General features: G+C 73.6%; 22 protein-coding genes. 11 read left to right on the forward strand and 11 right to left on the reverse strand.

Going from position 1 to position 24619, the window contains the following annotated elements; genetic code table 11:
- Positions 1-154: 154 nt before the first annotated feature.
- From ACFYPS_RS16600 to ACFYPS_RS16615, 4 genes are all read left to right on the forward strand, one after another.
- Positions 155-1099 (forward strand): DMT family transporter, encoded by a 945-nt coding sequence (locus ACFYPS_RS16600; RefSeq protein ID WP_354963093.1) that lies wholly within the window; start codon positions 155-157, stop codon positions 1097-1099.
- 53 nt (positions 1100-1152) lie between these two features.
- On the forward strand, positions 1153-1608 hold the full coding sequence (locus tag ACFYPS_RS16605; RefSeq protein ID WP_354963094.1) for a GNAT family N-acetyltransferase: 456 nt from the start codon (positions 1153-1155) through the stop codon (positions 1606-1608).
- Between the two features lie 118 nt (positions 1609-1726).
- The gene (locus ACFYPS_RS16610) at positions 1727-2842 is read left to right on the forward strand and encodes a lytic polysaccharide monooxygenase (RefSeq protein WP_354963095.1); all 1116 of its coding nucleotides are present in this window, start codon (positions 1727-1729) and stop codon (positions 2840-2842) included.
- 94 nt (positions 2843-2936) lie between these two features.
- On the forward strand, positions 2937-3425 hold the full coding sequence (locus ACFYPS_RS16615; protein WP_354963096.1) for a GNAT family N-acetyltransferase: 489 nt from the start codon (positions 2937-2939) through the stop codon (positions 3423-3425).
- A gap of 15 nt (positions 3426-3440) precedes the next feature.
- Here the strand turns inward: ACFYPS_RS16615 and hemQ are convergent, their stop codons facing one another.
- The 3 genes from hemQ to hemE are packed head-to-tail and all read right to left on the reverse strand — an operon-like array spanning position 3441 to position 6652.
- Positions 3441-4142 carry a hydrogen peroxide-dependent heme synthase gene (gene hemQ, locus ACFYPS_RS16620; protein WP_354963097.1) on the reverse strand — a complete coding sequence of 234 codons (702 nt, stop codon included), beginning with the start codon at positions 4140-4142 and terminating at the stop codon, positions 3441-3443.
- A complete protein-coding gene (gene hemG, locus ACFYPS_RS16625) occupies positions 4139-5548 on the reverse strand; it encodes a protoporphyrinogen oxidase (protein ID WP_354963098.1) in 1410 nt (469 codons plus the stop codon). The genes hemQ and hemG overlap by 4 nt, the downstream gene beginning before the upstream one ends.
- A 6-nt stretch (positions 5549-5554) precedes the next feature.
- A complete protein-coding gene (hemE, locus tag ACFYPS_RS16630) occupies positions 5555-6652 on the reverse strand; it encodes a uroporphyrinogen decarboxylase (RefSeq protein WP_354963099.1) in 1098 nt (365 codons plus the stop codon).
- 129 nt (positions 6653-6781) lie between these two features.
- On the opposite strand from hemE, the gene ACFYPS_RS16635 reads away from it, so the two are divergent.
- The 5 genes from ACFYPS_RS16635 (at position 6782) to ACFYPS_RS16655 (ending at position 13320) form a co-directional block, all read left to right on the forward strand.
- On the forward strand, positions 6782-7354 hold the full coding sequence (locus ACFYPS_RS16635; protein WP_354963100.1) for a DUF3000 domain-containing protein: 573 nt from the start codon (positions 6782-6784) through the stop codon (positions 7352-7354).
- A 109-nt stretch (positions 7355-7463) separates the two neighbouring features.
- A complete protein-coding gene (locus ACFYPS_RS16640) occupies positions 7464-8801 on the forward strand; it encodes a ribonuclease D (RefSeq protein ID WP_354963101.1) in 1338 nt (445 codons plus the stop codon).
- A 205-nt stretch (positions 8802-9006) separates the two neighbouring features.
- Complete coding sequence (locus ACFYPS_RS16645; RefSeq protein WP_354963102.1) at positions 9007-10203, forward strand: acetyl-CoA C-acyltransferase; 1197 nt, start codon at positions 9007-9009, stop codon at positions 10201-10203.
- Positions 10200-12269: a 3-hydroxyacyl-CoA dehydrogenase NAD-binding domain-containing protein gene (locus ACFYPS_RS16650; RefSeq protein ID WP_354963103.1), complete on the forward strand. Its 2070-nt coding sequence runs from the start codon at positions 10200-10202 to the stop codon at positions 12267-12269. The genes ACFYPS_RS16645 and ACFYPS_RS16650 overlap by 4 nt, the downstream gene beginning before the upstream one ends.
- Positions 12270-12441: 172 nt before the next feature.
- Positions 12442-13320 (forward strand): hypothetical protein, encoded by an 879-nt coding sequence (locus ACFYPS_RS16655; protein WP_387325294.1) that lies wholly within the window; start codon positions 12442-12444, stop codon positions 13318-13320.
- A gap of 66 nt (positions 13321-13386) precedes the next feature.
- Here the strand turns inward: ACFYPS_RS16655 and ACFYPS_RS16660 are convergent, their stop codons facing one another.
- From ACFYPS_RS16660 to ACFYPS_RS16675, 4 genes are all read right to left on the reverse strand, one after another.
- Positions 13387-13809 carry a VOC family protein gene (locus tag ACFYPS_RS16660; protein WP_354963105.1) on the reverse strand — a complete coding sequence of 141 codons (423 nt, stop codon included), beginning with the start codon at positions 13807-13809 and terminating at the stop codon, positions 13387-13389.
- Positions 13806-14213, reverse strand: a complete 408-nt coding sequence (locus tag ACFYPS_RS16665; RefSeq protein ID WP_387325297.1) for a VOC family protein — start codon at positions 14211-14213, stop codon at positions 13806-13808. Before ACFYPS_RS16665 ends, ACFYPS_RS16660 begins: the two co-directional genes overlap by 4 nt.
- A gap of 169 nt (positions 14214-14382) precedes the next feature.
- Positions 14383-15558: a HAMP domain-containing sensor histidine kinase gene (locus ACFYPS_RS16670; RefSeq protein ID WP_354963107.1), complete on the reverse strand. Its 1176-nt coding sequence runs from the start codon at positions 15556-15558 to the stop codon at positions 14383-14385.
- Positions 15555-16223: a response regulator transcription factor gene (locus tag ACFYPS_RS16675; protein WP_354963108.1), complete on the reverse strand. Its 669-nt coding sequence runs from the start codon at positions 16221-16223 to the stop codon at positions 15555-15557. The genes ACFYPS_RS16670 and ACFYPS_RS16675 overlap by 4 nt, the downstream gene beginning before the upstream one ends.
- Before the next feature lie 138 nt (positions 16224-16361).
- On the opposite strand from ACFYPS_RS16675, the gene ACFYPS_RS16680 reads away from it, so the two are divergent.
- On the forward strand, positions 16362-17564 hold the full coding sequence (locus tag ACFYPS_RS16680; RefSeq protein ID WP_354963109.1) for a peptidase C39 family protein: 1203 nt from the start codon (positions 16362-16364) through the stop codon (positions 17562-17564).
- Here ACFYPS_RS16680 and ACFYPS_RS16685 read toward each other — a convergent pair whose 3' ends face one another.
- Complete coding sequence (locus ACFYPS_RS16685) at positions 17565-18848, reverse strand: PQQ-binding-like beta-propeller repeat protein (protein WP_354963110.1); 1284 nt, start codon at positions 18846-18848, stop codon at positions 17565-17567.
- Complete coding sequence (locus tag ACFYPS_RS16690) at positions 18845-18982, reverse strand: hypothetical protein (RefSeq protein WP_354963111.1); 138 nt, start codon at positions 18980-18982, stop codon at positions 18845-18847. The genes ACFYPS_RS16685 and ACFYPS_RS16690 overlap by 4 nt, the downstream gene beginning before the upstream one ends.
- 120 nt (positions 18983-19102) lie before the next feature.
- Between ACFYPS_RS16690 and ACFYPS_RS16695 the strand changes: the two genes are divergently transcribed.
- Positions 19103-20992, forward strand: coding sequence for a hypothetical protein (locus ACFYPS_RS16695; protein ID WP_354963310.1), 1890 nt, complete (start codon positions 19103-19105; stop codon positions 20990-20992).
- On the opposite strand, the gene ACFYPS_RS16700 is transcribed toward ACFYPS_RS16695, so the two are convergent.
- Complete coding sequence (locus tag ACFYPS_RS16700) at positions 20993-22792, reverse strand: hypothetical protein (protein WP_354963112.1); 1800 nt, start codon at positions 22790-22792, stop codon at positions 20993-20995.
- On the reverse strand, positions 22792-24570 hold the full coding sequence (locus ACFYPS_RS16705) for a hypothetical protein (protein WP_387325524.1): 1779 nt from the start codon (positions 24568-24570) through the stop codon (positions 22792-22794). Before ACFYPS_RS16705 ends, ACFYPS_RS16700 begins: the two co-directional genes overlap by 1 nt.
- Positions 24571-24619 lie beyond the last annotated feature (49 nt).

The following is a 24619-nucleotide window of genomic DNA, read 5'->3' on the forward strand; positions in this document are numbered from 1 at the left end:
GAATGCGGCCGTTCCTGGGCGTCCTGCCCCCGCCGCGCTCCTGACCGGAGCGCCACGCCTCTCGCCGAGCGGTCACTGACCCGACTCGGCCACCTCGCCGTACGCGCTCCGTCGACGTCGTCCCGTCAACGGCTCACCCTTTCGGAGCGCACCCGTGTCCACCTCCCGTACCGCGCCGCCGGCCGCCCCGGCCCCGGCCGTCACCCAGGCCCGCACCGGCCTGATCCAGATCACCGTCACCGGAGTGCTGTGGGGCACCACCGGCGTAGCGGTGCAACTGTTGCGCGAGAGCACCGGGCTCAGCCCGGTGAGCATCGGTTTCCACCGCCTGGCCATCGCCGCGCTCGTCCTGCTGGCGTGCACCGCCGGTCGGCTCGGCGCGATCCTGGCCGCCCTGCGCGCGGCGCCGGTGCCGCTGCTGCTCACCGGCGTGGGCCTCGGCCTCTACCAGGCGCTCTACTTCGCCGCCGTGGCCCTGGCCGGAGTCGGCGTGGCCACCGTGGTCAGCCTCGGCCTCGCCCCGGTGCTCGCCGCGGCGTGGGAATCGGTGCGGGCCCGCCGGATGCCCGGCCCGCTGCGGCTCGGGACGCTGGGTGCCGCCGTGGCCGGCCTCGCCCTGATCACCGGTGCCACCGCGGAGCCCACCACGGCGGCGCCCGCCCCGCTGCTCGGCCTGCTCGCGGCGGCCGGATCCGGCCTCGGCTACGCCGTGACCACCCTGATCACCCGGCAGGTGTCGCAGCGCACCGCGCCGATGACGCTGACCACCATCTCCACCGTGATCGGTGCGCTGACCCTGGCCCCGCTGGCGCTGGTCGCCGGGGTCGGCGTACCGGTACGCGTCGACACCGTGGCGCTGCTGCTGCACCTGGGCGTGATCACCACCGCGGTGGCGTACGCGCTGTTCTACGCCGGGCTGCGCACCACCGCGGGCAGCGTCGCCGCTGTACTGACCCTGCTCGAACCACTCACCGCGGCGGCGCTGGCCGTGGCGTTGCTGCACGAGCCGCTCCCGCTGCCGGTGATCGTCGGCGGCGCGCTGCTGCTCACCGCCGTGGCCGCCACCTACCTCGCCCCCACCCGGGCGGACGTACCGTGACCATCGGCAGGACGCCTCGGGCCCCGCCCGACCGGACGGCCTACCATCGGTGGGTGCCCCAGCAGACCATCGAGGTCCGGACGGCGTCCTTCGCCGACCTGAACGCCCACACCTTCCACGACCTGCTCAAGCTGCGCATCGACGTGTTCGTGGTCGAGCAGCACTGCCCGTACCCGGAGCTCGACGGACGGGACGTGGAACCCGGCACCCGGCACCTCTGGCTGACCGACGGCGGCGCGCCGCTGGCGTACCTGCGGATCCTGGCCGACCCGGACGGCGTCGCCCGGATCGGCCGGGTGGTGGTGGCCCCCGCCGCGCGCGGCGGCGGGCACGCCGGCCGGCTGATGACCGCGGCGCTGGAGGTGGTGGGCAACCGGCCCTGCGTGCTGGACGCCCAGTCGCACCTGGTCGCCTTCTACACCCGGCACGGCTTCACGGTCAGCGGCCCCGAGTACGTCGAGGACGGCATCCCGCACACCCCGATGCGTCGCGACGGCATTGACGGCTGACGATCTGCCTGGCATCGTGCCGGGTAGAGCCATCGCGGGAGCCTGCGAGTAGGCACGGGAGCGGGCATCTCCCGGCGGTCCGGGTGTCGTCGTCCGACCTCATCCCCCCGGGGGCTCCATGTCCACTCTCGTCCGATCACCACGCGTGCTCTGGCTGCTCGCCAGCGCGGCGGCCGCCACGCTCCTGCTCACCACCGCGCTGACCACCGCACTGGTCCGGCCCGCCTCGGCGCACGGCTCGGTCGTTGACCCGGCCTCGCGCAACTACAGCTGCTGGCAACGCTGGGGCAGCGACTTCCAGAACCCTCGGATGGCCACCGAGGACCCGATGTGCTGGCAGGCCTGGCAGGCCGACCCGAACGCCATGTGGAACTGGAACGGCCTGTTCCGCGAGGGCGTGGCCGGCAACCACCAGGGCGCCATTCCCAACGGTCAACTGTGCAGCGGCGGGCGCACCCAGAGCGGTCGGTACAACGCCCTGGACACCGTCGGCGCCTGGAAGGCCACCCCGGTGTCGAGCAACTTCCGGGTCCGCTTCTTCGACCAGGCCAGCCACGGCGCCGACTACATCCGGGTGTACGTGACCCGACAGGGCTTCAACCCGCTGACCGAAACGCTCGGCTGGGACGACCTGGTGCTGTCCGGCCAGATCGGCAACACCCCGGCCTCGCAGTGGAAGCAGGAGACCGGCGGCGTCTCCATCGAGATCCCGGTGAACGCGTCGGGCCGCACCGGCCGGCACATCGTCTACACCATCTGGCAGGCCAGCCACCTGGACCAGTCGTACTACCTGTGCAGTGACGTGGACTTCTCCGGCGGACCGGGCACCCCGCCGCCCACCACGCCTCCGCCGACCACTCCCCCGCCCACCACGCCGCCACCGACCACGCCGCCACCCACCACTCCCCCGCCGACCACGCCGCCGCCGGCCGGCGCCTGCACGGCGACGTACGCGGTCACCGGCCAGTGGCCCGGCGGCTTCCAGGCCGAGGTGCGGGTGACCGCCGGCGGCTCACCCACCAGGGGCTGGTCGGTGAGCTGGAACTACGCCAACGGCCAGCAGGTCACCTCGGCGTGGAACGCCGCCGTCGCCAGCAACGGCACGCTGGTCACCGCGCGCAACGTCAGCCACAACGGCAGCCTCGCCGCCGGAGCGAGCACCACGTTCGGTTTCCTCGGCTCGTGGAACGGCAGCAACCAGGTTCCGCTGGTCTCCTGCACGACGACCAGTTGATCCCCGGTCGGCGCCGCACCCGGGCGGGGGTGCGGCGCCGGCCGGCGGGGAAATCCGGTGGTGCGCCCCCGCCGGTCACCGGCATCATCCCGACATGATCGAGATGACCGTGCTCACCCCCGACGACTGGCCCACCTGGCGCGAGCTGCGGCTCGCCGCCCTCACCGAGGCACCGGAGGCGTTCGGCTCCCGGCTGGCCGACTGGCAGGGCGACGGCGACCGCGAGCAGCGCTGGCGCGACCGGCTGAGCATCCCCGGCTCGCACAACCTGCTGGCCAGCCTGAACGGGCGGCCGGTCGGGATGGCCAGCGGCGTACCCACGCCGGACCCGCTCGTCGCGGAGCTGATCTCGATGTGGGTGCACCCCGAGGGGCGCGGCCGCAAGGTCGGCCACCAACTGATCGACGCGGTGGCGAACTGGGCCCGCGAGAGCGGCGCCGACCGGCTGCGCCTCAGTGTGATGCCGGACAACGCGGCGGCGAAGGCCCTCTACCAGCGCGCCGGCTTCAGCCGCACCGACGAGCTCGGCGACCTCCTGCCCGACGGCGTACGCCGCGAACAGGTCATGCTCCGCCCGCTCTGAGCCGCGCCCCCGGGCTCAGACCAGGCAGTTGACGATCTCGGCGACCGAGCGGCGGCGACCGGTGTAGAAGGGAACCTCTTCCCGGACGTGCCGGCGGGCGCCGGAGGCACGCAGGTCACGCATCAGGTCGACGATGCGGTGCAGCTCGTCGGCCTCGAACGCGAGCATCCACTCGTAGTCGCCCAGCGCGAACGAGGCCACGGTGTTGGCCCGCACGTCCGGGTAGCCACGGGCCTGCCGGCCGTGCTCGGCCAGCATCTCGCGCCGCTCGGCGTCGGGCAGCAGGTACCACTCGTACGAGCGGACGAACGGGTAGACGCAGAGGTACGGGCGGGCCTCCTCCCCGGCCAGGAACGCCGGGATGTGGCTCTTGTTGAACTCCGCCGGCCGGTGCAGCGCCATCTGCGACCAGACCGGGGTCATCGCCCGCCCCAGCGTGGTGCGGCGGAACCGCAGGTACGCGTCCTGGAGCGCGTCACTGGAGGCGGAGTGCCACCAGATCAACATGTCCGCGTCGGCGCGCAGCCCGGATACGTCGTACACGCCGCGGATCACGACGTCCTTGCCGGCCAGCTCCTCGAAGAGGGACTCGACCTCACCGGTGACGTTGTCCCGCAGCGACGGCAGCGGGGCGCTGGCCCGGAACACCGACCACATGGTGTAGCGGATGCTGTCGTTCAGCTCCCGCATTCGGGCCGCGTTGGTCTGCTCGGTCATCTCGCCGATCCTCCCAGTGCTGTGATGATCTCGTCGGCCGCCGTCTCGCCGGAGCGGACGCAGACCGGAATGCCGACGCCGTCGTAGCCGGCGCCGGCAAGGACCAGGGTGGGGTGCGCGGCCCGCAACGCCGTCCGCGCGGCGGCGACCCGGTCGGCGTGCCCGGGGGTGTACTGGGGCAGAGCCCCTCCCCATCGCTGCACGTGCCCGTCGACCGGGGCGGGCAGCGGCGCGCCGAGTACCGCCGACAACTCCCGGTGCACGGTGGCCGCCAGATCCGCGTCCGGGCGCTGGAGCTGCGCTTCCTCGCCGTACCGACCCACCGAGGCGCGGACCAGCGCCAGCCCGTCGGGCCGGCGCAGGTGCCCCCACTTGGTGGTGAAGAAGGTGGACGCCTTGATCAGCAGCCCCTCGGTGCTCGGCACCAGGAAGCCGGACAGCTCGGGCAGCTCCGGCTGCGGCAGCGCCAGGGTGACCAGCGCGACGCTGGCGTAGTCCAGCGCACCGACGCCCGCGGCGGCCGCCGGGGCCGGGCCGGCGAGCAGCCGGGCCGCCGGGCGGGCCGGCACGGCCAGCACCACGGCGTCCACCTCGACCAGCTCAGGGTCCCGGGTCGGGCCGACCGTGAGCCGCCAACCCGTGTCGGTCGGGGTCAGTTCCCGGACCGCGGCGTCGCGCCGCACCGTCGCGCCGCTGGCCGTCACCGCCGCCTCGACCAGCGTGCTCAGCCCGCCGGCCAGGGTGCCGAAGACCGGAGTGCCGGGAGCGCGCGGCGCGGCGGCCTGCGCCGCCCGGACCGCGCCGGTCAGGGTGTGCTCCACCCGGGCCGCCCGGGCCAGCGCCGGCATGGTGGTGACCAGGGAGAGATCGTCGGCGCGGCCCGCGTACACGCCGCCCAGCATCGGGTCGACCAACCGGTCGACCACCTCGTCACCGAAGCGGGACCGGACCAGCGCGCCCACCGAGACGTCCGCGTCGGGCCCGACCAGCGGCCGGCCACCGTCGGTGTCGGCGTCCGCGACCGGGCGGGCGACCGTTCGCACCCGATCCAGATCCCCGGGTACGCCCACCAGGGTGCCGCCCGGGATGGGGCGCAGCCCCCCGTCGACCACCAGGGCGGCCTGCCCGACGGTGGGGTGCACGATCTCGTCGGCCAGCCCGAGCCGGCGGGCCAGCGCCACCGCGGCGGACTCGGCGCCCGTCGGGTCGCGCATCAGGAACGACTCGGCGCCGAACTCCACCGGCTGCCCGGCCAGCTCCCCGGTGCGCAGCTTGCCGCCCAGCGCGCCGGACTGCTCGTACACCGTGATCTCGGTGCCCGCCGGTGTGCGGTCGCGCAACCGGACCGCGGCCGCCAGCCCGGCGATCCCGCCGCCGACCACCGCCACCCGCCAGGGCTGCCGCATCGCGTGTCAGCCCTGGTCGGCCCGGCGGCTGGAAAGCTCGTGCACCAGCGCGACCACCCGGGTCAGCACGTCCGGGTCGGTCTCCGGCAGCACCCCGTGGCCGAGGTTGAACACGTGCCCGTGTGTGGCCCTGCCCTGGTCCAGGATCCGGCGCACCTCGGCCTCCACCACCGGCCAGGGCGCGAGCAGCACGCACGGGTCCAGGTTGCCCTGCACCGCCTTGTCCGGGCCGATCCGGCCGGTGGCGACGTCCAGCGGGGTCCGCCAGTCGACGCCGACCACGTCCGCGCCGGCCTCGCCCATCGCGCCGAGCAGCTCGGCGGTGCCCACCCCGAAGTGGATCCGCGGGATCCCGGCGTCGACCAGCCCGCTCAGCACGGCGGTCGAGTGCGGCAACACGTAGCGGCGGTAGTCGGCCTCGGAGAGCGCGCCGGCCCACGAGTCGAACAGCTGCACGGCGGATACCCCGGCCTCGACCTGCACCCGGAGGAAGGCGAGCGTCACCTCGGCCAGCCGGCCGCAGAGCGCGTGCCACAGCTCCGGATCGCCGTACATCAGGGCCTTGGTCTTCGCGTGGGTCCGCGACGGGCCCCCCTCGACCAGGTAGCTGGCCAGGGTGAACGGCGCGCCGGCGAACCCGATCAGCGGGGTGTCGCCCAGCTCGACCACCAGCTGCCGGACCGCCTCGTCCACGTACCAGACGTCGTCGCGGTTGATCGGGCGGATCCGCTCCACGTCGGCGGCGGTGCGGATCGGCTCGGCGACCACCGGGCCGGTGCCCGGCACGATGTCCAGGTCGACCCCGGCCGCGGCGACCGGCACCACGATGTCGCTGAACAGGATCGCCGCGTCCACTCCGTGCCGGCGCACCGGCTGGAGCGTGATCTCGGTGACCAGCTCCGGGCGACGGCAGGACTCCAGCATCGGCACGCTCGCCCGGATCTCCCGGTACTCCGGCAGTGAGCGGCCAGCCTGCCGCATGAACCAGACCGGGGTGTGCGGGCCTGGCCGGCGCCGGCATGCCCGGATGAAGGGCGAGTCGGCCGGCCCTCCGGGGCGCTGTTCTCCGTCTCGGGCGGCAGTGCCCGTGGTCTCCGTGCTCATCGCCGCAATCGTGCCACGGCACCCACCCCCTCCCCGCCCGGGGTGAAAGGAAGAACACCTTCCCGCCGCCGAACGGGGCGTCGGCGCGCCGTCGAAGCCGGGGGACCGACGGCGGCATAGGCTGCCTGCATGGCCCCCCCGATCGCGCTCCCGGAGACCTTCGCCCGCGCGGTCACCGGGCTGCGGTCGGCGGCGCCCCGGCCGGAGATCACGCTGGAGGAGGTCGGTGCCCCCCAGCGGCTGGCCCCGTACGCGTTCGCGCTCTCCGCGACGGTGCTGCGCGACGGCGACGAGGTGACCACCGGCCGGCTGATCCTGCTGCACGACCCGGTCGGGCACGAGGCATGGCAGGGCACCCTGCGGCTGGTCACCTACGTGACCGCCGAGCTGGAGGTCGACCTGGCCGCCGACCCGCTGCTGCCCGGGGTCGGCTGGACCTGGCTGACCGACGCGCTGGACGCCCACGACGCCGGTCACCGCGCCATCGGGGGGACGGTCACCCAGACCATGTCCACCCGGTTCGGCGACCTGGCCGGCCCACCCACCGCCGGTGACATCGAGATCCGCGCCTCGTGGACCCCGGTCGACGACGACCTGACCCCGCACCTGCTCGGCTGGTGCGCGCTGCTCTCCTCCACGGCGGGCCTGCCTCCACCCGGGGTGACCGCCCTGTCCGACCGCCGCCCCGCCGGCGCCACCTGACCCGTCGACCACCCTCGACCGGCATCCAAAGGCCACCTTGCGGACACCCGACCGACACACGCCGGACCGGCTGCACCCGCCGGATCACCGCGCGCACTAGGGTTGGCAGGTGACCGACGAACCACCCCTGCGCCGTCGGCCCGCCGAAGAGCTCCAGGGCACCGCACCCCAGCACCCGCCGTCGGCCCAGCCGCAGCCGGCGGGCGACGGGGTCGACCCGACCGACGGTGGGCCCGTTCCGCTGACCGCCCCGCGTGACGGCACCCCCGATCCGGTGGCCACTCCGACCGAGCTGGCCGAGGTCGTGGCGCGTTTCGCCGCGGGCACCGGCCCGGTCGCCCTGGACGCCGAGCGGGCCTCCGGCTACCGCTACAGCCAGCGCGCCTACCTGGTGCAGCTGCGCCGGGCCGGTGCCGGCACAGTGCTGATCGACCCGCTGCCGCTGCCCGACCTCAGCGCGCTGGACGCCGTGATCGGTGAGGCCGAGTGGGTGCTCCACGCGGCGAGCCAGGATCTGCCCTGCCTGGCCGAGGTGGGGCTGCGCCCGCGCCGGCTGTTCGACACCGAACTGGCCGCCCGGCTGGCCGGGTTCGAGCGGGTCGGCCTGGCCGCGCTGACCGAGCAGTTGCTCGGGTTCACCCTGGAAAAGCACCACTCGGCGGCCGACTGGTCGAGCCGACCACTGCCCGAGTCGTGGCTCACCTACGCCGCCCTGGACGTGGAGATGCTCACCGACCTGCGTGACGCGCTGGACGCCGAGCTGGCCCGGCAGGGCAAGTCGGCCTGGGCCGCGGAGGAGTTCGCCGCCCTGGTCCGGACCGGGGCCCGCCCACCCCGGGTCCGCGCGGAGCCCTGGCGGCGTACCTCCGGCATCCACCGGGTGCGCGGGGCGCGGGCCCAGGCCCGGGTCCGCTCGATGTGGTACGCGCGGGACCAGATCGCGGCCCGGCGGGACGCCGCGCCCGGCCGGGTGCTGCCCGACTCGGCGATCATCGCCGCTGCCGAGTTGGACCCGAAGGACGAGAAGACCCTGCTGACGCTGCCCGGCTTCGGCGGTCGGTCGGTGCGCCGGCTGGCCCGCACCTGGCTGGCCGCGCTCGACGACGCCCGGCAACTGCCGGATGACGCACTGCCGGTCACGCCCGCGGTGGAGGGCCCGCCTCCGCCACACCGGTGGGCCGAGCGGGACCCGGTGGCGGCCGGTCGGCTGGCCCGCTCCCGGGAGGTGGTGGTCCGCATCGCCAGCAAGCACAACCTGCCCCCGGAGAATCTGATCACCCCGGACTCGGTGCGCCGGTTGGCCTGGACCCCACCGGAGGAGCTCACCGAGGACACCGTGGCGGAGACCCTGCGGGGCTTCAACGCCCGCGAGTGGCAGATCGCCCTCCTCACCCCCCACCTCACGCCCGCCCTCAACCCGGACCCTCCCACCCCCGAACTCCCCTGACCCACCCCCACCCCGACCGCGGTTGGTGATGAAGTAATTGCCGTCCGGCCCGACGGGTGTGGGGTGGGCCACAGTGGGGGGTGGGGACGAGTTTGGTTACTGGCGAGTAGCATCCGGGGGACCTGCCCGTGTCGGCGACCCTCGTTCAGTCCGGAGTGCCGTCTGTCGGCGCGAAGGCCGGATCATGGTCGAAAAGGAGGCTCAAGTGCCCCGTGAAGTTCGGGATGTCGTCTTCGTCGACGGCGTCCGTACCCCGTTCGGCAAGGCGGGCGGCATGTACGCCAACACCCGCGCCGACGACCTGGTGATCCGCTGCATCCGTGAACTGCTGCGCCGCAACCCGCAGCTGCCGCCGGAGCGGGTCGAGGAGGTCGCCATCGCGGCCACCACCCAGATCGGCGACCAGGGCCTCACCATCGGGCGGACCGCCGCCCTGCTGGCCGGTCTGCCCAAGACCGTTCCCGGCTTCGCCATCGACCGGATGTGCGCCGGCGCGATGACCGCGGTGACCACCGTCGCCGGTGGCATCGCCATGGGCGCGTACGACATCGCCATCGCCGGCGGCGTCGAGCACATGGGCCGCCACCCGATGGGTGAGGGCGTCGACCCCAACCCGCGCATCATCGCGGAGAAGCTGGTCGACCCGTCCGCGCTGGTCATGGGCGCCACCGCGGAGAACCTGCACGACCTGGTCCCGCACATCACCAAGGCGCGCACCGACGCGTTCGCGCTCGCCTCGCAGCAGAAGACCGCGAAGGCGTACGCGAACGGCAAGCTCCAGGACGACCTGGTGTCGATGTCCATCCGTGACGCGGAGGGCGGCTGGGGTCTGGCCACCGTCGACGAGGCTCCCCGGGACACCTCGCTGGAGAAGCTCGGCACCCTGAAGACCCCGTTCCGCCCACACGGCAAGGTCACCGCGGGCAACGCGGCCGGCCTGAACGACGGCGCCACCGCGAGCCTGCTCGCCGACGAGGCCACCGCCCGCGAGCTGGGCCTGCCGGTCGCCATGCGCCTGGTGTCGTTCGGTTTCGTCGGCGTCGAGCCGGAGGTGATGGGCGTCGGCCCGATCCCGTCGACGGAGAAGGCGCTGCGCATCGCCGGGCTCAGCATCGACGACATCGGCCTGTTCGAGCTGAACGAGGCCTTCGCCGTCCAGGTGCTCGCCTTCCTCGACCACTTCGGCATCACCGACGACGACCCGCGGGTCAACCCGTGGGGCGGCGCGATCGCGATCGGTCACCCGCTGGCCTCCTCGGGCGTGCGGCTGATGACCCAGCTGGCCCGCCAGTTCGCCGAGCACCCCGAGGTCCGCTACGGCGTGACCGCCATGTGCATCGGCATCGGCATGGGCGGCACCGTGATCTGGGAGAACCCGCACTGGACGGAGGGCAACAAGTGAGCGCGCTCGCCGCACCGAACGAGGTCGTCACCAGGGCGCTGCTGCGTCAGGTGAACGTACCGGGGCTGGACCGACCCGCCGCCCTGATCACGCTGGACAACGGCTTCGACCACACCAAGCCGAACACCTTCGGCCCGGGTGGGCTGGCCAGCCTGGACGAGGCGATCACCGCCGCGCTCGCCGCCGACCCGGCATTCATCGCGGTCACCGGCAAGCCGTACATCTTCTGCGTGGGCGCGGACATCGTCGGCCTGCCGCAGCTCGCCGACCGCGCGCAGGCGCTGGAGATCGGCCGGCTCGGCCACCGGGTCTTCGCCCGGCTGAAGGACAGCACCGTGCCCACGTTCGCGTTCGTCAACGGCGCGGCGATGGGTGGCGGCCTGGAGCTGGCACTGCACTGCCACTACCGGACGCTCTCCGGCGGCGCCGCGGCCCTCGCGCTGCCCGAGGTCTCCCTCGGTCTGGTGCCCGGGTGGGGCGGCACCCAGCTGCTGCCGAACCTGATCGGCATCCCCGCCGCCACCCAGGTGATCATCCAGAACCCGCTCATGCAGAACAAGATGCTCAAGCCGAAGCAGGCCGCCGAGCTGGGCATCGCTGATGTGCTGCTGGAGCCGGCCGACTTCCTGGAGCGGTCTCTGGAGTGGGCGGCCGGCGTGGTGCGTGGCCAGGTAACCGTGACCCGGCCCGAGGTCGACAAGGACATGTGGGCGGGCGTGCTCTACTTCGCCCGGCAGACCCTCGACCAGCGACTGCACGGCGCGGTTCCGGCCGCGTACAAGGCGCTCGACCTGCTGGAGACGGCGAAGGACGGCGACTTCGCCGCCGGTACCGCCGCCGAGGACGAGGCCCTCGCGGACCTGGTCTTCTCCGAGGAACTGCGCAGCGGCCTGTACGCGTTCGACCTGGTGCAGCGGCGGGCCAAGCGGCCAGCCGGCGCGCCGGACAAGGGCCTCGCCCGGCCGGTCACCAAGGTCGGCATCGTCGGCGCCGGCCTGATGGCCAGCCAGCTGGCGTTGCTGTTCGCCCGCCGCCTCCAGGTGCCGGTCGTGATGACCGACCTGGACCAGTCCCGGGTGGACAAGGGCGTCGGCTACGTGCACACCCAGATCGAGAAGGCCGTCACCAAGGGCCGGATGGACAAGGGCACCGCCGCCAAGCTGTACGGCCTGGTCAGCGGCACGGTCGACAAGAGCGCCTTCGCCGACGCCGACTTCGTCATCGAGGCGGTCTTCGAGGACCTGGGCGTCAAGAAGCAGGTCTGGGCCGAGCTGGAGAAGATCGTCTCGCCGGAGGCGGTGCTGGCCACCAACACCAGCTCGCTCTCCATCACCGAGATGGCCGCGGAGCTGGAGCACCCCGAGCGGGTGGTCGGCTTCCACTTCTTCAACCCGGTGGCGGTGCTGCCGCTGCTGGAGATCGTCCGGGGTGAGCGGACCGACGACGCCACCCTCGCGACCGCGTTCGCGGTGAGCAAGCAGCTCAAGAAGTCCTCGGTGCTGGTCAAGGACGCCCCGGCGTTCGTGGTGAACCGGCTGCTCACCCGCTTCCTGGGCACCGTCTTCGCCGCCGTCGACGCCGGCACCCCGCTGGACGTGGCGAACAGCGCACTGGACCCGCTGGGCCTGCCGATGCGCCCGCTCGCCCTGCTCCAGCTGGTCGGGCCGGCCGTCGCGCACCACGTGGGCGGCACCCTGCACGCGGCGTACCCGGACAGGTTCGGCGTCAGCGAGAACCTCAAGCGGATCGCCGACTCGGGCCAGCCCATCGTGGTCGACGACAAGGTCAACGAGGAGGTCGCCAAGCTGCTCGTCGTGGGTGACCAGCCGCTGACCGCCGAGCAGGTACAGCAGAACGCGCTCGACGCGCTGGCCCAGGAGACCCGGCTGATGCTGGACGAGGGCGTGGTCGCCGAGGCGCAGGACATCGACCTGTGCATGATCCTCGGCGCCGGCTGGCCGTTCCACCTGGGCGGCGTCACGCCGTACCTGGACCGGACCGGCACCAGCGAGCGCGTCACCGGCCAGCGGTTCCTGCCGCGCGGGGCCGCGAGCCTGCCCGCCTGACCGTTCGCGGCACCACCATCGCGGTGGTCGGGCCGTCCCTCGTGGACGGGCCGGCCACCGCGATCGCGTCTGCCCCGGCGTACCGAGGACGGGAGCACCGGCCGCGGGCAGCGCGCGGACTCGTCACCGGGTTAAAATCACCCGCTTTGCTATCCGATCTTGGAGCTGACTGATGTCCCAGCCGCCGGCCGACCCCTACGGACCGCCCCACGGTTCCTATCCCCCGCCGCAGCAGCCCGGCCAGCCGGTGCCGCCGCAGCCCGGCGGCCAGCCCGGCTTCCCGCCCGCACCGCAGGGCTTCCCGCCCGCACCGCAGGGCTTCCCGCCCGCACCGCAGGGCTTCCCGCCCGCACCGCAGGGCTTCCCACCCGCGCAGCAGGGCTTCCCGCCGCCGCCGCAGGGCTTCCCGCCCGCTCAGCAGGGTCAGCCGTGGGGCGACCCGAGCATGGTTGGCGGCCCGCCACCCGCGAAGAAGTCGAAGGTCGGCCGCATCGTGCTGATCGTGCTGGCCGTGGTGCTGGTGCTCTGCCTCGGCGGCGCGGCGATCACCTGGTTCGCGGTCAAGGACGAGGTGGGCGAGGTCGTCGACGCCACCAACACGCGGGTGGTCGCGCCGACCACCCTCGCCGGCCGGCCGAAGATCGACGACCCGGAGCTGCAGAGGCTCTCCGACGATCTGGTCGCCGAGATGAAGTCGACGGTGCAGAACGAGACCAGCGCCGTCGGCGCCTTCTACGGCAACCCCGCCGAGGAGGACCTCGTCATGATCGCCGGCACGTCCGGCCTGATGTCGGACCCGAAGAAGGAGTTGGACACCGCGGTGACCGGGCTCTCCACCGAGCTCGGGGTGGCCACGATGGCGGCCGTCGAGCCCGGTCCGCTCGGTGGCGAGGCGCGCTGCGGCGACGGCACGACCGACGGTGTGCCGCTGGGCGTCTGCGTCTGGGCCGACAAGGGCAGCGTGGGTCTGGTGGTGATGTTCTTCAAGTCCGGCGCGGAGGCGAAGGCCGAGTTCGTCACCATCCGGGGTCAGGTCGAGCAGCGCTCCTGAGCCGTACGGACCGAACGGGCCCCGGCCACCCTCGGGTGGCCGGGGCCCGACGCCGTACGCCGGCGGTCAGGCCTGTTCGCCGTCTTCCGCGGCGGCCCGCGCCGCCGCCGCTGACGCCTCCCGTTCGGGCGCGCTGCGCAGCACGCAGAACTCGTTGCCCTCCGGGTCGGCGAGCACAACCCAGCCGGAACCGTCCGGCTTGATCTGGTCGTCGACGCGCGTCGCGCCGATGGCGAGCAGTCGCTCGACCTCCTCGTCCCGGGTTCGGTCGGCGGGCTGCAGGTCCAGGTGCAGCCGGTTCTTCACCGCCTTGCCCTCCGGCACGGCGATGAACAGCACCTCCGGTCCACCCGGAGGCAGGAGCATCGCCTCCGGGTCACCGGGAAAGTCGTCCGGCTGCCGGGGGCAGTCGAAGACCTGCGACCAAAAGCCGGCCAGCGCGTACGTGTCGTGGCAGTCGATGCTGATGTTGTGAATCGTCGAACTCACGCTTGGTCCTTCACAGTGGTGGTGGGGACACGCTCCCCGGCGCTGCGTACCACGCAGAACTCGTTGCCCTCCGGGTCGGCGAGCACCGCCCAGCCCGTACCGTCGGCGTTCCGTCGGTCGGCGACCATGGTGGCTCCGAGGCCGAGCACCCGCTCGATCTCCTCGTCCCTGGTCCGTTCGACGGGTTCCAGGCAGATGTGCAGCCGATTCTTGGTCACCTTGTCCTCCGGCACCGCCTGGAAGAACAGGTCCGGGGTCGCCTCGTCCGGTGGCAGCAGCGCCGCCTCCGGATCACCCGGGACGTCCTCGGGATGCCGGGCGTACCCGAGCACCGCCGACCAGAAGCCGGCCAGGGCGTACGTGTCGTGACAGTCGAAACTGATGTTGCGGATCCGTGGATACACGGGTGTTCCCTCCGTACTGGATGGGGACGCTCCGCCTCCGGGGGTCAGCCGACGCAGACCCGGGGCGCGGAGCCTGACATGGTGGACATCGACGCACCCCCTCTCGATCTCGAGCTGACACGTGATCGTGCCATCGGATCCGCGCCGCCCGCAACCCCGCCGAGCCGGGTCAGCCGGCGGTGGGCACCGGGCCGGTCACCGCCGGGGCGTCCGCCGACGGCAGGGTGACCGTCACCTCCAGGCCCCCACCGGGCTGCGCGATCACCCGCACCGTGCCGCCGTGCGCGTCGCAGACCGCCCGGACGATGGACAGCCCCAGGCCGGAACCACGGGCCCCGGTGCGTTCCCGGCCACCGCGCCGGAACGGCTCGAACAGGCCCGGCACGTCGGCCTGGTCCACCTCGAAACCGGTGTTGCCCACCACCAGCCAGGAGCGCTCGCGGTCGGTGCCGGTGCGCACCCAGAGCCGGCCGTGCAGGTGGTTGTAGCGAACGGCGTTCTCGATCAGATTGCCGGCCAGCCGGTCCAGCAGCCCCGGGTCGCCGACCACCGGCGCGGACTCCAGCGACGTCTGCACCCGCAGGCCGATCCGCTCCACCTCCCGGCGCATCGCCGACAGCGCGTTGGCCGTGCCGGCGGCGAGGTCACACTCGGTGCGGCGGCCCAGCCGCCGCCCGGCCTGCGCCTCGCTGCGCGCCAGCACCAGCAGCGCGTCGACCAGGCCGTTGGCCCGCTCCGAGGCGTCCCGGACCACCGTCGCCATCCGGCGGTACTCGGCGGCGTCCGCATCGTCGTCGCTGAGCGTCACGTCGATCTCGGTCCGCATCACGGCGAGCGGGGTACGCAGCTCGTGCGAGGCGTTGGCCACGAAACGTTTCTGCGCCTCGAACGCGGACGCGATCCGGTCCAGCATGGCGTCGAAGGTCTTGGCCAGCTCGGCCACCTCGTCGTCGGCGCCCGAGTAGCCGATCCGCTGGTCCAGGGTCGCCTCACCGAGCCGCTGCGCGGTCGCGGTGACCTGGTGCAGTGGCCGCAGAGCCCGGCCGGCCACCGCGTACGCGCCGGCCACCCCGACCACGCTGATCGCCAGCAACGCGACCAGTCCCTTGGCCAGCAACTCCCCGGAGGCGGCGTCGACCAACTGGCGCTGCCACTGGGCGGCCTCGAGCACCCGGCCGTCGGACAGCACCACGGTCGTGCCCGGCAGCAGCTCGTCGGTCGGTCGCAACGCGTCACGAACGAGCAGCCAGGCCAGCAGCACCAGGATCGCTCCCGCGCCGATCAGCAGCACGCCGTTGAGCAGGGTCAGCCGCAACCGCAGGGTGGGCCGCAGACGGCGGCTCATGCGCCCACCCCGGCGGTGCGGTAACCCGCGCCGACCACCGTCTCGATCAGCGGTGGGTCGCCGAGCTTCTTACGCAGGGTCATCACGGTGACCCGGACGATCGTGGTGAACGGGTCCGTGTTGGCGTCCCAGACCCGTTCCAGCAGCTCCTCGCTGGACACCACGGCGCCGCGCGCCTTGAGCAGCTCGCTGAGCACCCCGAACTCCTTGTTGGTCAGGTCGACCGGCACGCCCGCCCGGGTGGCGACCCGGCGGGCCGGGTCGAGCACCAGATCGGCCAGTTCGAGCACCGGCGGCGCGGCCGGGGTGGCCCGCCGGCCCAGCGCCTGCACCCGGGCGACCAGCTCGTCGAAGGCGAACGGCTTGGGCAGGTAGTCGTCGGCGCCGAGCTGCAACCCCTCCACCCGGTCGGCCACCGTGCCACTCGCGGTCAGCATCAGCACCCGGGTCAGCGCGCCGGAGGCGGCCAGGTCGGCGCAGATCTGGTCGCCGTGCACGCCGGGCAGGTCGCGGTCCAGCACGACGACGTCGTACCGGGTGACGAACGCCGCCTCGTGCCCGGCGTCACCGTCGTAGGCCACGTCGACCGCCATGCCCCGCTTGCGCAACCCGCGCGCGATCGCGTCGGCGAGGTTGCGCTCGTCCTCCACCACCAGTACCCGCATCCCGGCCTCCTCGCTGCTGACCACCGACAACCTAGTGCCGGCCGGCAACCATCGTCCCTCGCCGCCCGCGCGGGCCGGCGTTGCGGACCATCGCGGCGTACGCGATGCTTCCGGCACCGAGCGACGGACGGACCTGTCATGACCATCGCGGCACCACCCGCCCTGCGGGACATCGCCTACCGGGGCTTCCGCCTGCCAACGGACCGGACGGCCGGCACCGGTGACGGCCCGCGCGCCGACGACCGGGGGCTGACCCCGGTCGACGCGGACCCGTCGGTGGCCCGGGGCAGCTGGACGTCGCCGCCGGTCCGGGTTGGTTTCCCGGTCGCCGAGGTGGTGCCGTCCTGGACCGCCGACACCCCCGACGGCTGCTGGATCGAGGTCGAGCTGCGCGGCTGGCACGGGGACGGGCCCAGCACCGGTTGGTACCTGCTGGCCCGCTGGGCGGCCGACGACCACGCGGTGCGGCGCACCTCGGTGCCCGGGCAGCGCGACGCCGACGCCCGGGTGGACACCGACACGCTGATCGTGACCGGGGCGGTGGTCACCGGCTGGCAGGCCCGGGTGACCCTGTGCCGGCCGGCGGGCAGCCCGGCCGGCCCGGTGCTGCGCAGCATCGGCGCGGTCGCCACCGGCCACCCACCGACCGACCCGGCCGGCGAGCCGGGGGGCGCGGTCGACCGGGCACCCGCCGCCGGTCCGGTCCCCGAGCTGCCGGCCGGCGCCGGCCGCGGGAGGGTGCTGGACGTTCCGCGCTACTCGCAGCGGCTGCACACCGGCCAGCACCCGCAGTGGGGTGGCGGCGGCGACTCCTGGTGCAGCCCCACCTGCACCTCGATGGTGCTCGCCTACTGGGGCGCCGAGCCGGCGCCGGAGCGCTACGCCTGGGTGGAGCCGCCCGGCCCGCGCCCGATGGTGGTGCACGCCGCCCGGCACTGCTACGACCACGGGTACGCCGGGGCCGGCAACTGGCCGTTCAACACCGCGTACGCCGGGCTGCACGGGGTGGACGCGTTCGTCACCCGGCTGCGGTCGCTGGCCGAGGCGGAGGAGTTCATCGCCGTCGGCATCCCGTTGATCGTCTCCGCCGCCTTCCGGGCCAGCGAGGTGCCGGGGCTGGCGTACGACACCAGGGGGCACCTGATGGTGCTGGTCGGCTTCACCGCCGACGGTGACCCCGTGCTCAACGACCCGTACGCACCGGACGACGACGCGGTACGCCGTACCGTGCCCCGGCAGCGGTTCGAGGTGGCCTGGCAACGGGGCAGCGGCGGTGTGGCATACGTGCTGCGACCGGCGTCGGTGCCGCTGCCCCCGCCGCCCGCCCAGGCCAACTGGTGATCAGTCGGGTAACCGCCACAGCCCGAACGAGCCGTCGACCCGCCGGCACAGCAGCCGACCCGGGCTCGCCTGGCACTCCCCGGTCGCGTCCGGCAGCACGTCCAGCATCCGCACCGCGCCCACACGGACGTCCAGCTCGGCGACGAGCAGCCCGCCGCCGGGATGCCGGCGTAGCCCGATCATCGGACCCCCGAGATCGGACCCGGCCAGCTCCCAACGGCCCAGCTCGGCCAGCACCCGGCCGGTCGCCGGATCGAGCACGACCAGTTCCTCCGCTCCGGGACCGGCGCTGCTCAACGTGGTGGCCACCAGCCGGCCGGCGACCGGCCAGACCCACCCCCAGCGATCGCTGCTCCAGAACTCCCGGCCGGTCGCGGGATCGACCGCCCGCAGCCGACCGGCCCGGGTCAGCAGGCAGACGACGGGGCCGCATTCCGTCGCGTACAGCGAGCCGTCGGCGGTGGTGCTCCAGCGCTGGTCCAGCCGGTCCAGCTCGTAGGCGGTGACCGTGGCCCGAGCCCCGCCGACGGTGAGCAGGAGGCCGTCCACCACCTGCATGGTCTCGTACGCCCCGCCGCGCGCCCGCAGGTCGCGCCGGGCCAGCATTCTGCCGGTGGCCGCGTCGCGCACCTCGACCGACCCGTCCGCGTTGCTGAGCAGCACCCGGTCCACCGCGTACCCGACCGTCCGGTAGTTGATCTCACCCGGGGCGGTGGTCTGCTGCCAGCGCACGGTGCCGCAGCACGGGTCGACCGCGCGCAGGCTGCCCGGCTCGTCACCGCCGCCGGACTGCAGCAGCAGGTTGCCGTCGGTCAGCGGAATGGCGTTGCCCGGCTGCTGCCACCGATACGCCCCGGTCGCCCGGTCCAGCACCACGGTCAGCGTGCCCCGGCCGTCCGAGCCGATCTCGTGCCCGGTGACCAGCAGCATCCCGGCCAGCGGCATGACTCCCCAGTACCGGCCCTCCGCGGGCAACGGCGCCTGCCAGACCGGCTCGCCGCCGGGCAGCCGGAAGGCGGCCAGCCGCCGCTGCGGCGTCTCGGGGGTGATCGGGTCGATGACCAGGAACAGGTCACCCGTGACCACCACATTGGCCCCGAGCCGGGCCGGCAGCGGCACCACGGCCCGCCCGGACACCGGCCCGGCGGCGACGAGGGTGGCCAGCACGAAGAGCAGGACCAGCGCGCAGCGCAGCGGCCGATTGTTGGCGCGGGGCGGGCGGGGCAGCGTGTCGGGCTCCGGCTCGTGCCGCAGCTCACCGAGCTCGATCACCGGGCCGGTCACCGCGGGAACCGCCACAGCGCGGTCGACCCGTCGAGGCGACGGCAGAGCAGGACCGGTGGGGCCGGTGTCGCGGCGGTCAGGACGGCCGGCACCGGCAGCGGCACCGCCGCGCCCAGCTCGATGATCGACGACACCGACCGTCCTTCCATCCCCGACTCCGGCTGGCCGGCGCACGGGCCCCGCAAACCTGCCGTTGGGCGTACCGGCCTGGCAAAAGCGACGCATCCTCGCCTGTACGATGGCGCGTCGTGGCCGTGCCGGTGGTAGACCCTTCGCTGAATTTCAGGACCGACGCCGACCCGGCCGAGGTCGAGCCGACACGACGGCCTCGACGCCGCCCGGCCCGTGCCGACCTGTTGGCCCTCGGAGCCTATGTGCTGCTGGGCATCTTCGTCTGCCTCAATTACTGGGGGGACGTGCAGGCTCGGGTGTCCTCGCACCTGCCCACCGACCACAGCTGGTTCGAGTGGCTGTTCGCGCATGGCGCGTACTCGCTGCGGCACCTGGAGAACCCGCTGTTCACGGCGCGGCAGAACGCCCCGGACGGGGTGAACATGATGGCCAACACCTCGCTGCTCGGGGTGACCCTGCCGCTGGCCCCGCTGACCATGCTGCTCGGCCCGCAGGTGATGTACGCGCTCTACCTCGGCGGAGCGTTGGCGGCCACCGCCGGCACCGGGTACTGGGTGCTGTCCCGACACCTGGTGCGCTCCCGGGCGGCGGCCTTCGTCGGTGGCGCCTTCCTCGGCTTCGCGCCGGGGATCATCCACCACGCCAACGGCCAACCCAACTTCGTGTCCAACTTCCTGCTGCCGCTGATCGTGCTGCGGGTGCTGCGGCTGGGCGAGCCGGGCCGGTGGCGGCACAACGGGCTGGTGCTCGGGGTGCTGGTGGCGTACCAGATCTTCATCAACGAGGAGATGCTGCTGCTCACCGCGCTGGCCTGCCTGGTCGTCGTGCTGGCGTACACCGTGCAGCGGCCGTCCGCGGCGCGCGCCGCGGCGGGCCCGTTCCTGGCCGGACTGGGCGTCGCCGGCGGGCTGGCGCTGGTGCTCGCCGCGTACCCGATCTGGTTCCAGTTCAGCGGCCCGCAGTCCTACCGCGGCCTGCAGGGCGGCGTCTTCCACAACTGGGGCGAGGACCTGGTCGCCTTCGTCACCTTCGCCCGGGACACCTGGGCCGGTGACCCGGCGGTGGAGCAGACGATCGGGCTGACCGAGCAGAACACCTGGTTCGGCTGGCCGCTGGTGCTGCTCTCGGTGGTGGCCCTGGTGCTGCTCGTGCGCCGGTCGTTGGCCGCCCGGATCGTCGCGGTGCTCATCGTGGCCTTCACCGTGGCCTCGATCGGGCCGCGGGTGCGCTTCAACGGCGTGGAGACCGGGATTCGCGGACCGTGGTCGTACGTGTCGGACGACCTGCCGCTGGTCGAGATGATGATGCCGACCCGGCTGAGCCTGGTGGTCACCGCCGCCGTGGGCGTGCTGCTCGCACTGACCTGGGACGCGGCGTCCCGCCAGGGCCGCTCGGCGGCCGACCGAGCCCGGGTGCCGGCCCCGCGTGCCGGCGAGCCGGACCCGGCGACGCCCGGCGACGCAGCGGCACCGGCCGCGTCGCGCCGGCGGTGGTTGCGTCCGGTGGGGTACGCGGCGGTCGCCCTCGCCGTGCTGCCGCTCCTCCCCCGCCCGCTGCCGGCCCAGCCGATGGACCCGCCGCCACACTTCATCACCGCGGGCGGCTGGCGGCCGTACGTGCCGGTGGGCCGCACGTTGGTGCCGGTGCCGATCCCGAGCAACGTGCACGGTCTGCCGACGCTGCGCTGGAGTGCGCTGACCAGGCAGGAGTTCCCCATCCCGGGCGGCTACTTCATTGGCCCGAACGAGGTGGGCGAGGGAGTCTTCGGCGCACCGAACCGGCCAACCAGCAGCCTCATCTACTCCACCATGGACGCTGGCGCGGTCCCCGCGCTCACCGACGAGAATCGCCGCCAGGCGGTCGAGGATCTGCGGTTCTGGCGGGCGTCGGTGGTGGTGCTCGGAGCGCATCCGCGCGAGGCGGTGCTGCGCGAGCTGGTCACCGCCCTGATCGGGCCGCCGCAGCGGGTCGACGACGTCTGGGTCTGGGACGTCCGCGCGCTGGTGGGCTAGTCAGCCGACGAGGCCTCGGACGTCCCACACCCACCCGCCGTCGACGGGCTGGCCCGGCCCGAGCAGCTCCTCGACGGTCCGGCGGACCGGTTCGCCGTGCGCCAGTCGGCCGAGCACCACCAGCGCGGCCCGCCAGTGCCGCAGATCCTCGACCGCCTGACGGCGGTCGGCGTCGGTGAGCACCGGCACCGCGCCGGTCTCGGCCACCCGGCGCAGCAGCACGGCGGTGGGCCGGTCCGGCGCACCCCAGCGCGCCGCCGGGTCGTCGGGACCGGTCGGGCCGATGAAGTACCCGCCGGGCGCGCGGAAGGCCAACCCGGTGCGGGCGGACCAGAGCATCACCGGGCTCAGCGCGGCACCGGTGACCGGGGGCACCGCGACCACGGTCCGGCCGGGCGGCACCAGCGGGCGCCACCCGCCGCCAGCGACGAACTCCGGCACGGGCGCGACCGGTACGGCCCGGATCGGCGTCGGGACCAGGGGCAGCAGCGCGGCGGCCACCGCACCGGTCCACAGCAGCCGCACCGGTAGGCCCGGCGCGGTCCTCGGCCGACATGCCGCCCGGACCCGGTCCAGGGAGAGCGCCATCAGCACGCCCAGCACCGGCACGCAGACCAGCGCGAACCGCGCCGGGACCGCGAGGTCGAGCAACGGCAGCTCGGCGACCAGCCGGTACGGCCCGGGAATGCCGGTGGCCGTGCCGTCCACCCGCAGCTCGGTGCCGAGCGAGAGCAGAGCGAAGACCAGCCCGCAGCCGGCCAGCGCGCGGACCAGCGGCCGTCGCCACAGCCAGATCACGACCACCACGGCGAGCACCAGCAGCCCGGGACCGAAGAACGAGTTCTCCTCGGTGGGATTCGGCGAGAGCAGCCCCGGCAGCCAGTCGTCACCGAGCACGGTCTGCCGGGCCGACGCGGTGAACGACGCCGCGTCCAGTTGGAAGCCATGCGTGGCGAAGGCCATCCCGGAGTAGTGCTGCGGGCCGTGGAACTGGAACCAGATCGGGTACGCCAGCAGCACCGCCGCCACGACGGCGGCCACCCCGAGCCGGCCGAGCAGGGCCGGCGCGAGCCGCCGGGCCGACACCCGGTCGGTGAGCGCGTAGCCCAGCGCGAACACCCCGGCGGCGAGCGCCAGGAAGACCAGCACCTCCTCGCCGATGAAGACCTGCCAGACGAGCAGCAGCCCGAGGCCCACACCGGGCCGCCACACCCCGCCCGGTCCGGGCCGGAACACCAGGGCGAGGATCGCGGGCACCAGGAACTGGGCGGCCATGTGCAGGTGCGCGCCCGCCTGAGCGATCATGCCGGGGGCGAAGCCGCAGATCAGCCCGCCGACCGCCGCCGCGGACCGGGCGGTGACCATCCGGCGGCGCAGCAGCGCGTACCAGGCCGTGGCGGTGCCGGCGAGGCAGCAGACGACCGCCACGCAGAACGCCGCCTGCGAGCCGAAGAGCAGGGTGACCGGGGTCAGCGGGACACCCAGGCCGAGCACCGAGGTGTTCGCCATCAGGTTGACGCCGTCCGGCGCGTTCAACGCGGTGCTGTAGAGCGGGTTCTCCCCCTCCACCACGGCACGGGCCGCGTGGGCCAGCATCCACTCGAACAGGACCTGGTCGCCCGCCTGGTGGAAGAGCCGCCCGGGGTGGCGCCACTGCCCGCTGGTCAGCAGCACGGCCAACCCCAGGTAGCCGACCACCACCAGGGCGTCCGGGAGCCAGGCGGGCCGGGACCGGCGTGCCGGCGCCGAAACCGCCGGCGCCGGGTCCGCGGTCGCCGTGGACGCCGTCCCGGCGGTCATCAGACTGAGCGGTCGGTCAGCGTCCGGACGTCCCACACCCAGACGTCCAGCTCCTGACGGCCGGGACCGACCAACTCCTCGACGGTACGCCGCAGCGGTTCGACGTTCTGCTGCCGGACCGGCAGCACCAGGATCGCCGCCCGCCAGTGCCGCAGCTCGTCCGTGAAGCGGCGGCGCTGCCGGTCGTCCAGCTTCGGTGTCCGGCCGGTGGTCGCCACCTCCTCCAGCAGCTGACCCACTCCGCTCGGTCGACCACCGAACCGGCCCGGGTCACCCGTGTTGCCGTTGCGGGGCGCGAGGAAGTAGCCGCCGGGAATCTTGAAGTCGAGGTTGGTGGCCGCCGCCCAGCGCATGCCGTGCGTGTTGCCCATGCTGGGCACCGGGACCGGCACCAGCGTCTCGTCCGGGCCGACGTACGCCCGCCAGCGGTCGGCGGTGATGAACTCCGGCACCGGCGGCCGGGACACCATCCGCAGCGGCATCGGGGCGACCGGCAGCAGCGCGAACGCCAGGCCTGCGACGACGAGCTTCCGCACGGTGCGCCGGTCGGCCGGACGCAGCGCCCAGGCCCGTTCGACCGCGAGCGCGATCAGCAGACCGACCACCACGCTGGTGATCAGACCGAACCGGGTCGGCACCACCGCGTCCAGCAGCGGCAGGTGGACGAGCCACTGCCAGGGCCCGGTGACCAGCTCCCGGTCCCACCAGGAGATCCGTTCGCCGAGGGAGAGCACGGCGAAGAACCCGCCGGTCACCGCGAGCGCCCGCACGATCAGGTCCCGCCGCAGCCACACCACGACACCGACGGCGAGCAACGACAGGCTCCAGCCGAAGAAGGCGTTCTCCTCCGAGTAGTTCGGCGCCAGGTTGATGTTGGCCCGCTGGTTGCCGCCGAGGGTGGGCGAGCCGGGGGCGAAGAAGGCGGCGACATCGTTGCCGTAGTCCTGCACCGCGTCGCTCAGCCCGTGGTACGCCATCGGCCCGGCGAACTGCACGTACAGCGGGTACGCCAGCAGCGCCCCGGCCAGCAGCGCGCAGGCGGCCAAACCGGCGCCCAGCGGTCGCCACACCGCCGACCAGCGGGCCGGCTCCTGGGCGAGCACCGCCAGCAGGAAGACCCCGCAGGCCATCGCGGTGAAGAGCAGGATCTCCTCGTTGATGAACGCCTGCGCGGTGACCAACAACGCCAGCAGCACCCCGTCGCGCACCGGCCGGTGGGACCGGGTGAGCACGAGGAGCCGCCAGACGATGAACGGCAGCAGGAACTGGCTGATGATGTTCGGATGCCAGCTGGCGTGCGAGAGCATCGCCGGGGAGAACCCGCAGAACCAGCCGCCGACGGCCGCGGCGAGCGGCGTGCGCACCAGGTGCCGGGAGAGCACCGTGTACCAGGCCATGGCGGTGCCGGCGAGGCCGAGCGTCACCAGCACCACGAAGGACACCGCCGGTCCGAAGAGCAGGGTCACCGGCACCATCGGGATGCCCAGCGCCAGCACCGCCGTGTTGGCCATCAGGTTGACGCCATCGGGGTAGTTGAACTGCTCGGTGTAGAACGGGAACTCGCCGTGCAGCACCACACGTACCGAGTGGGCGAGGAAGAACTGCACCTGGGCCGGGTCGCCGGTGTAGAGCGAGGCCACCCGGCCGGAGGGGTCCAGCCAGAGCCGACTGGTCACCCAGAGCGCAGCGAGCAGGAACAGCGCACCCACGGCCAGGTCCTGCCGCCGCCGGGTCCAGCCGATCCACCAAGGTCGCCGTGTCCGGCCCGGGGCCTCCACTGCGGATTCCGCTTCCTCGTCCGCCCCGGCCGCGGCGGGCGCGGACGTC

Source organism: Micromonospora sp. NPDC005087, assembly GCF_042872965.1.
Lineage (GTDB): Bacteria > Actinomycetota > Actinomycetes > Mycobacteriales > Micromonosporaceae > Micromonospora.

Excerpts from the sequence above, each read along its gene's own strand:
- ACFYPS_RS16610 (WP_354963095.1), top strand. The coding sequence starts at position 1,727 with ATGTCCACTCTCGTCCGATCACCACGCGTGCTCTGGCTGCTCGCCAGC.
- ACFYPS_RS16615 (WP_354963096.1), top strand. The coding sequence starts at position 2,937 with ATGATCGAGATGACCGTGCTCACCCCCGACGACTGGCCCACCTGGCGC.
- hemQ (WP_354963097.1), bottom strand. The coding sequence starts at position 4,142 with ATGACCGAGCAGACCAACGCGGCCCGAATGCGGGAGCTGAACGACAGC.
- hemG (WP_354963098.1), bottom strand. The coding sequence starts at position 5,548 with ATGCGGCAGCCCTGGCGGGTGGCGGTGGTCGGCGGCGGGATCGCCGGG.
- hemE (WP_354963099.1), bottom strand. The coding sequence starts at position 6,652 with ATGAGCACGGAGACCACGGGCACTGCCGCCCGAGACGGAGAACAGCGC.
- ACFYPS_RS16635 (WP_354963100.1), top strand. The coding sequence starts at position 6,782 with ATGGCCCCCCCGATCGCGCTCCCGGAGACCTTCGCCCGCGCGGTCACC.
- ACFYPS_RS16655 (WP_387325294.1), top strand. The coding sequence starts at position 12,442 with ATGTCCCAGCCGCCGGCCGACCCCTACGGACCGCCCCACGGTTCCTAT.
- ACFYPS_RS16670 (WP_354963107.1), bottom strand. The coding sequence starts at position 15,558 with ATGAGCCGCCGTCTGCGGCCCACCCTGCGGTTGCGGCTGACCCTGCTC.
- ACFYPS_RS16675 (WP_354963108.1), bottom strand. The coding sequence starts at position 16,223 with ATGCGGGTACTGGTGGTGGAGGACGAGCGCAACCTCGCCGACGCGATC.
- ACFYPS_RS16680 (WP_354963109.1), top strand. The coding sequence starts at position 16,362 with ATGACCATCGCGGCACCACCCGCCCTGCGGGACATCGCCTACCGGGGC.
- ACFYPS_RS16700 (WP_354963112.1), bottom strand. The coding sequence starts at position 22,792 with ATGACCGCCGGGACGGCGTCCACGGCGACCGCGGACCCGGCGCCGGCG.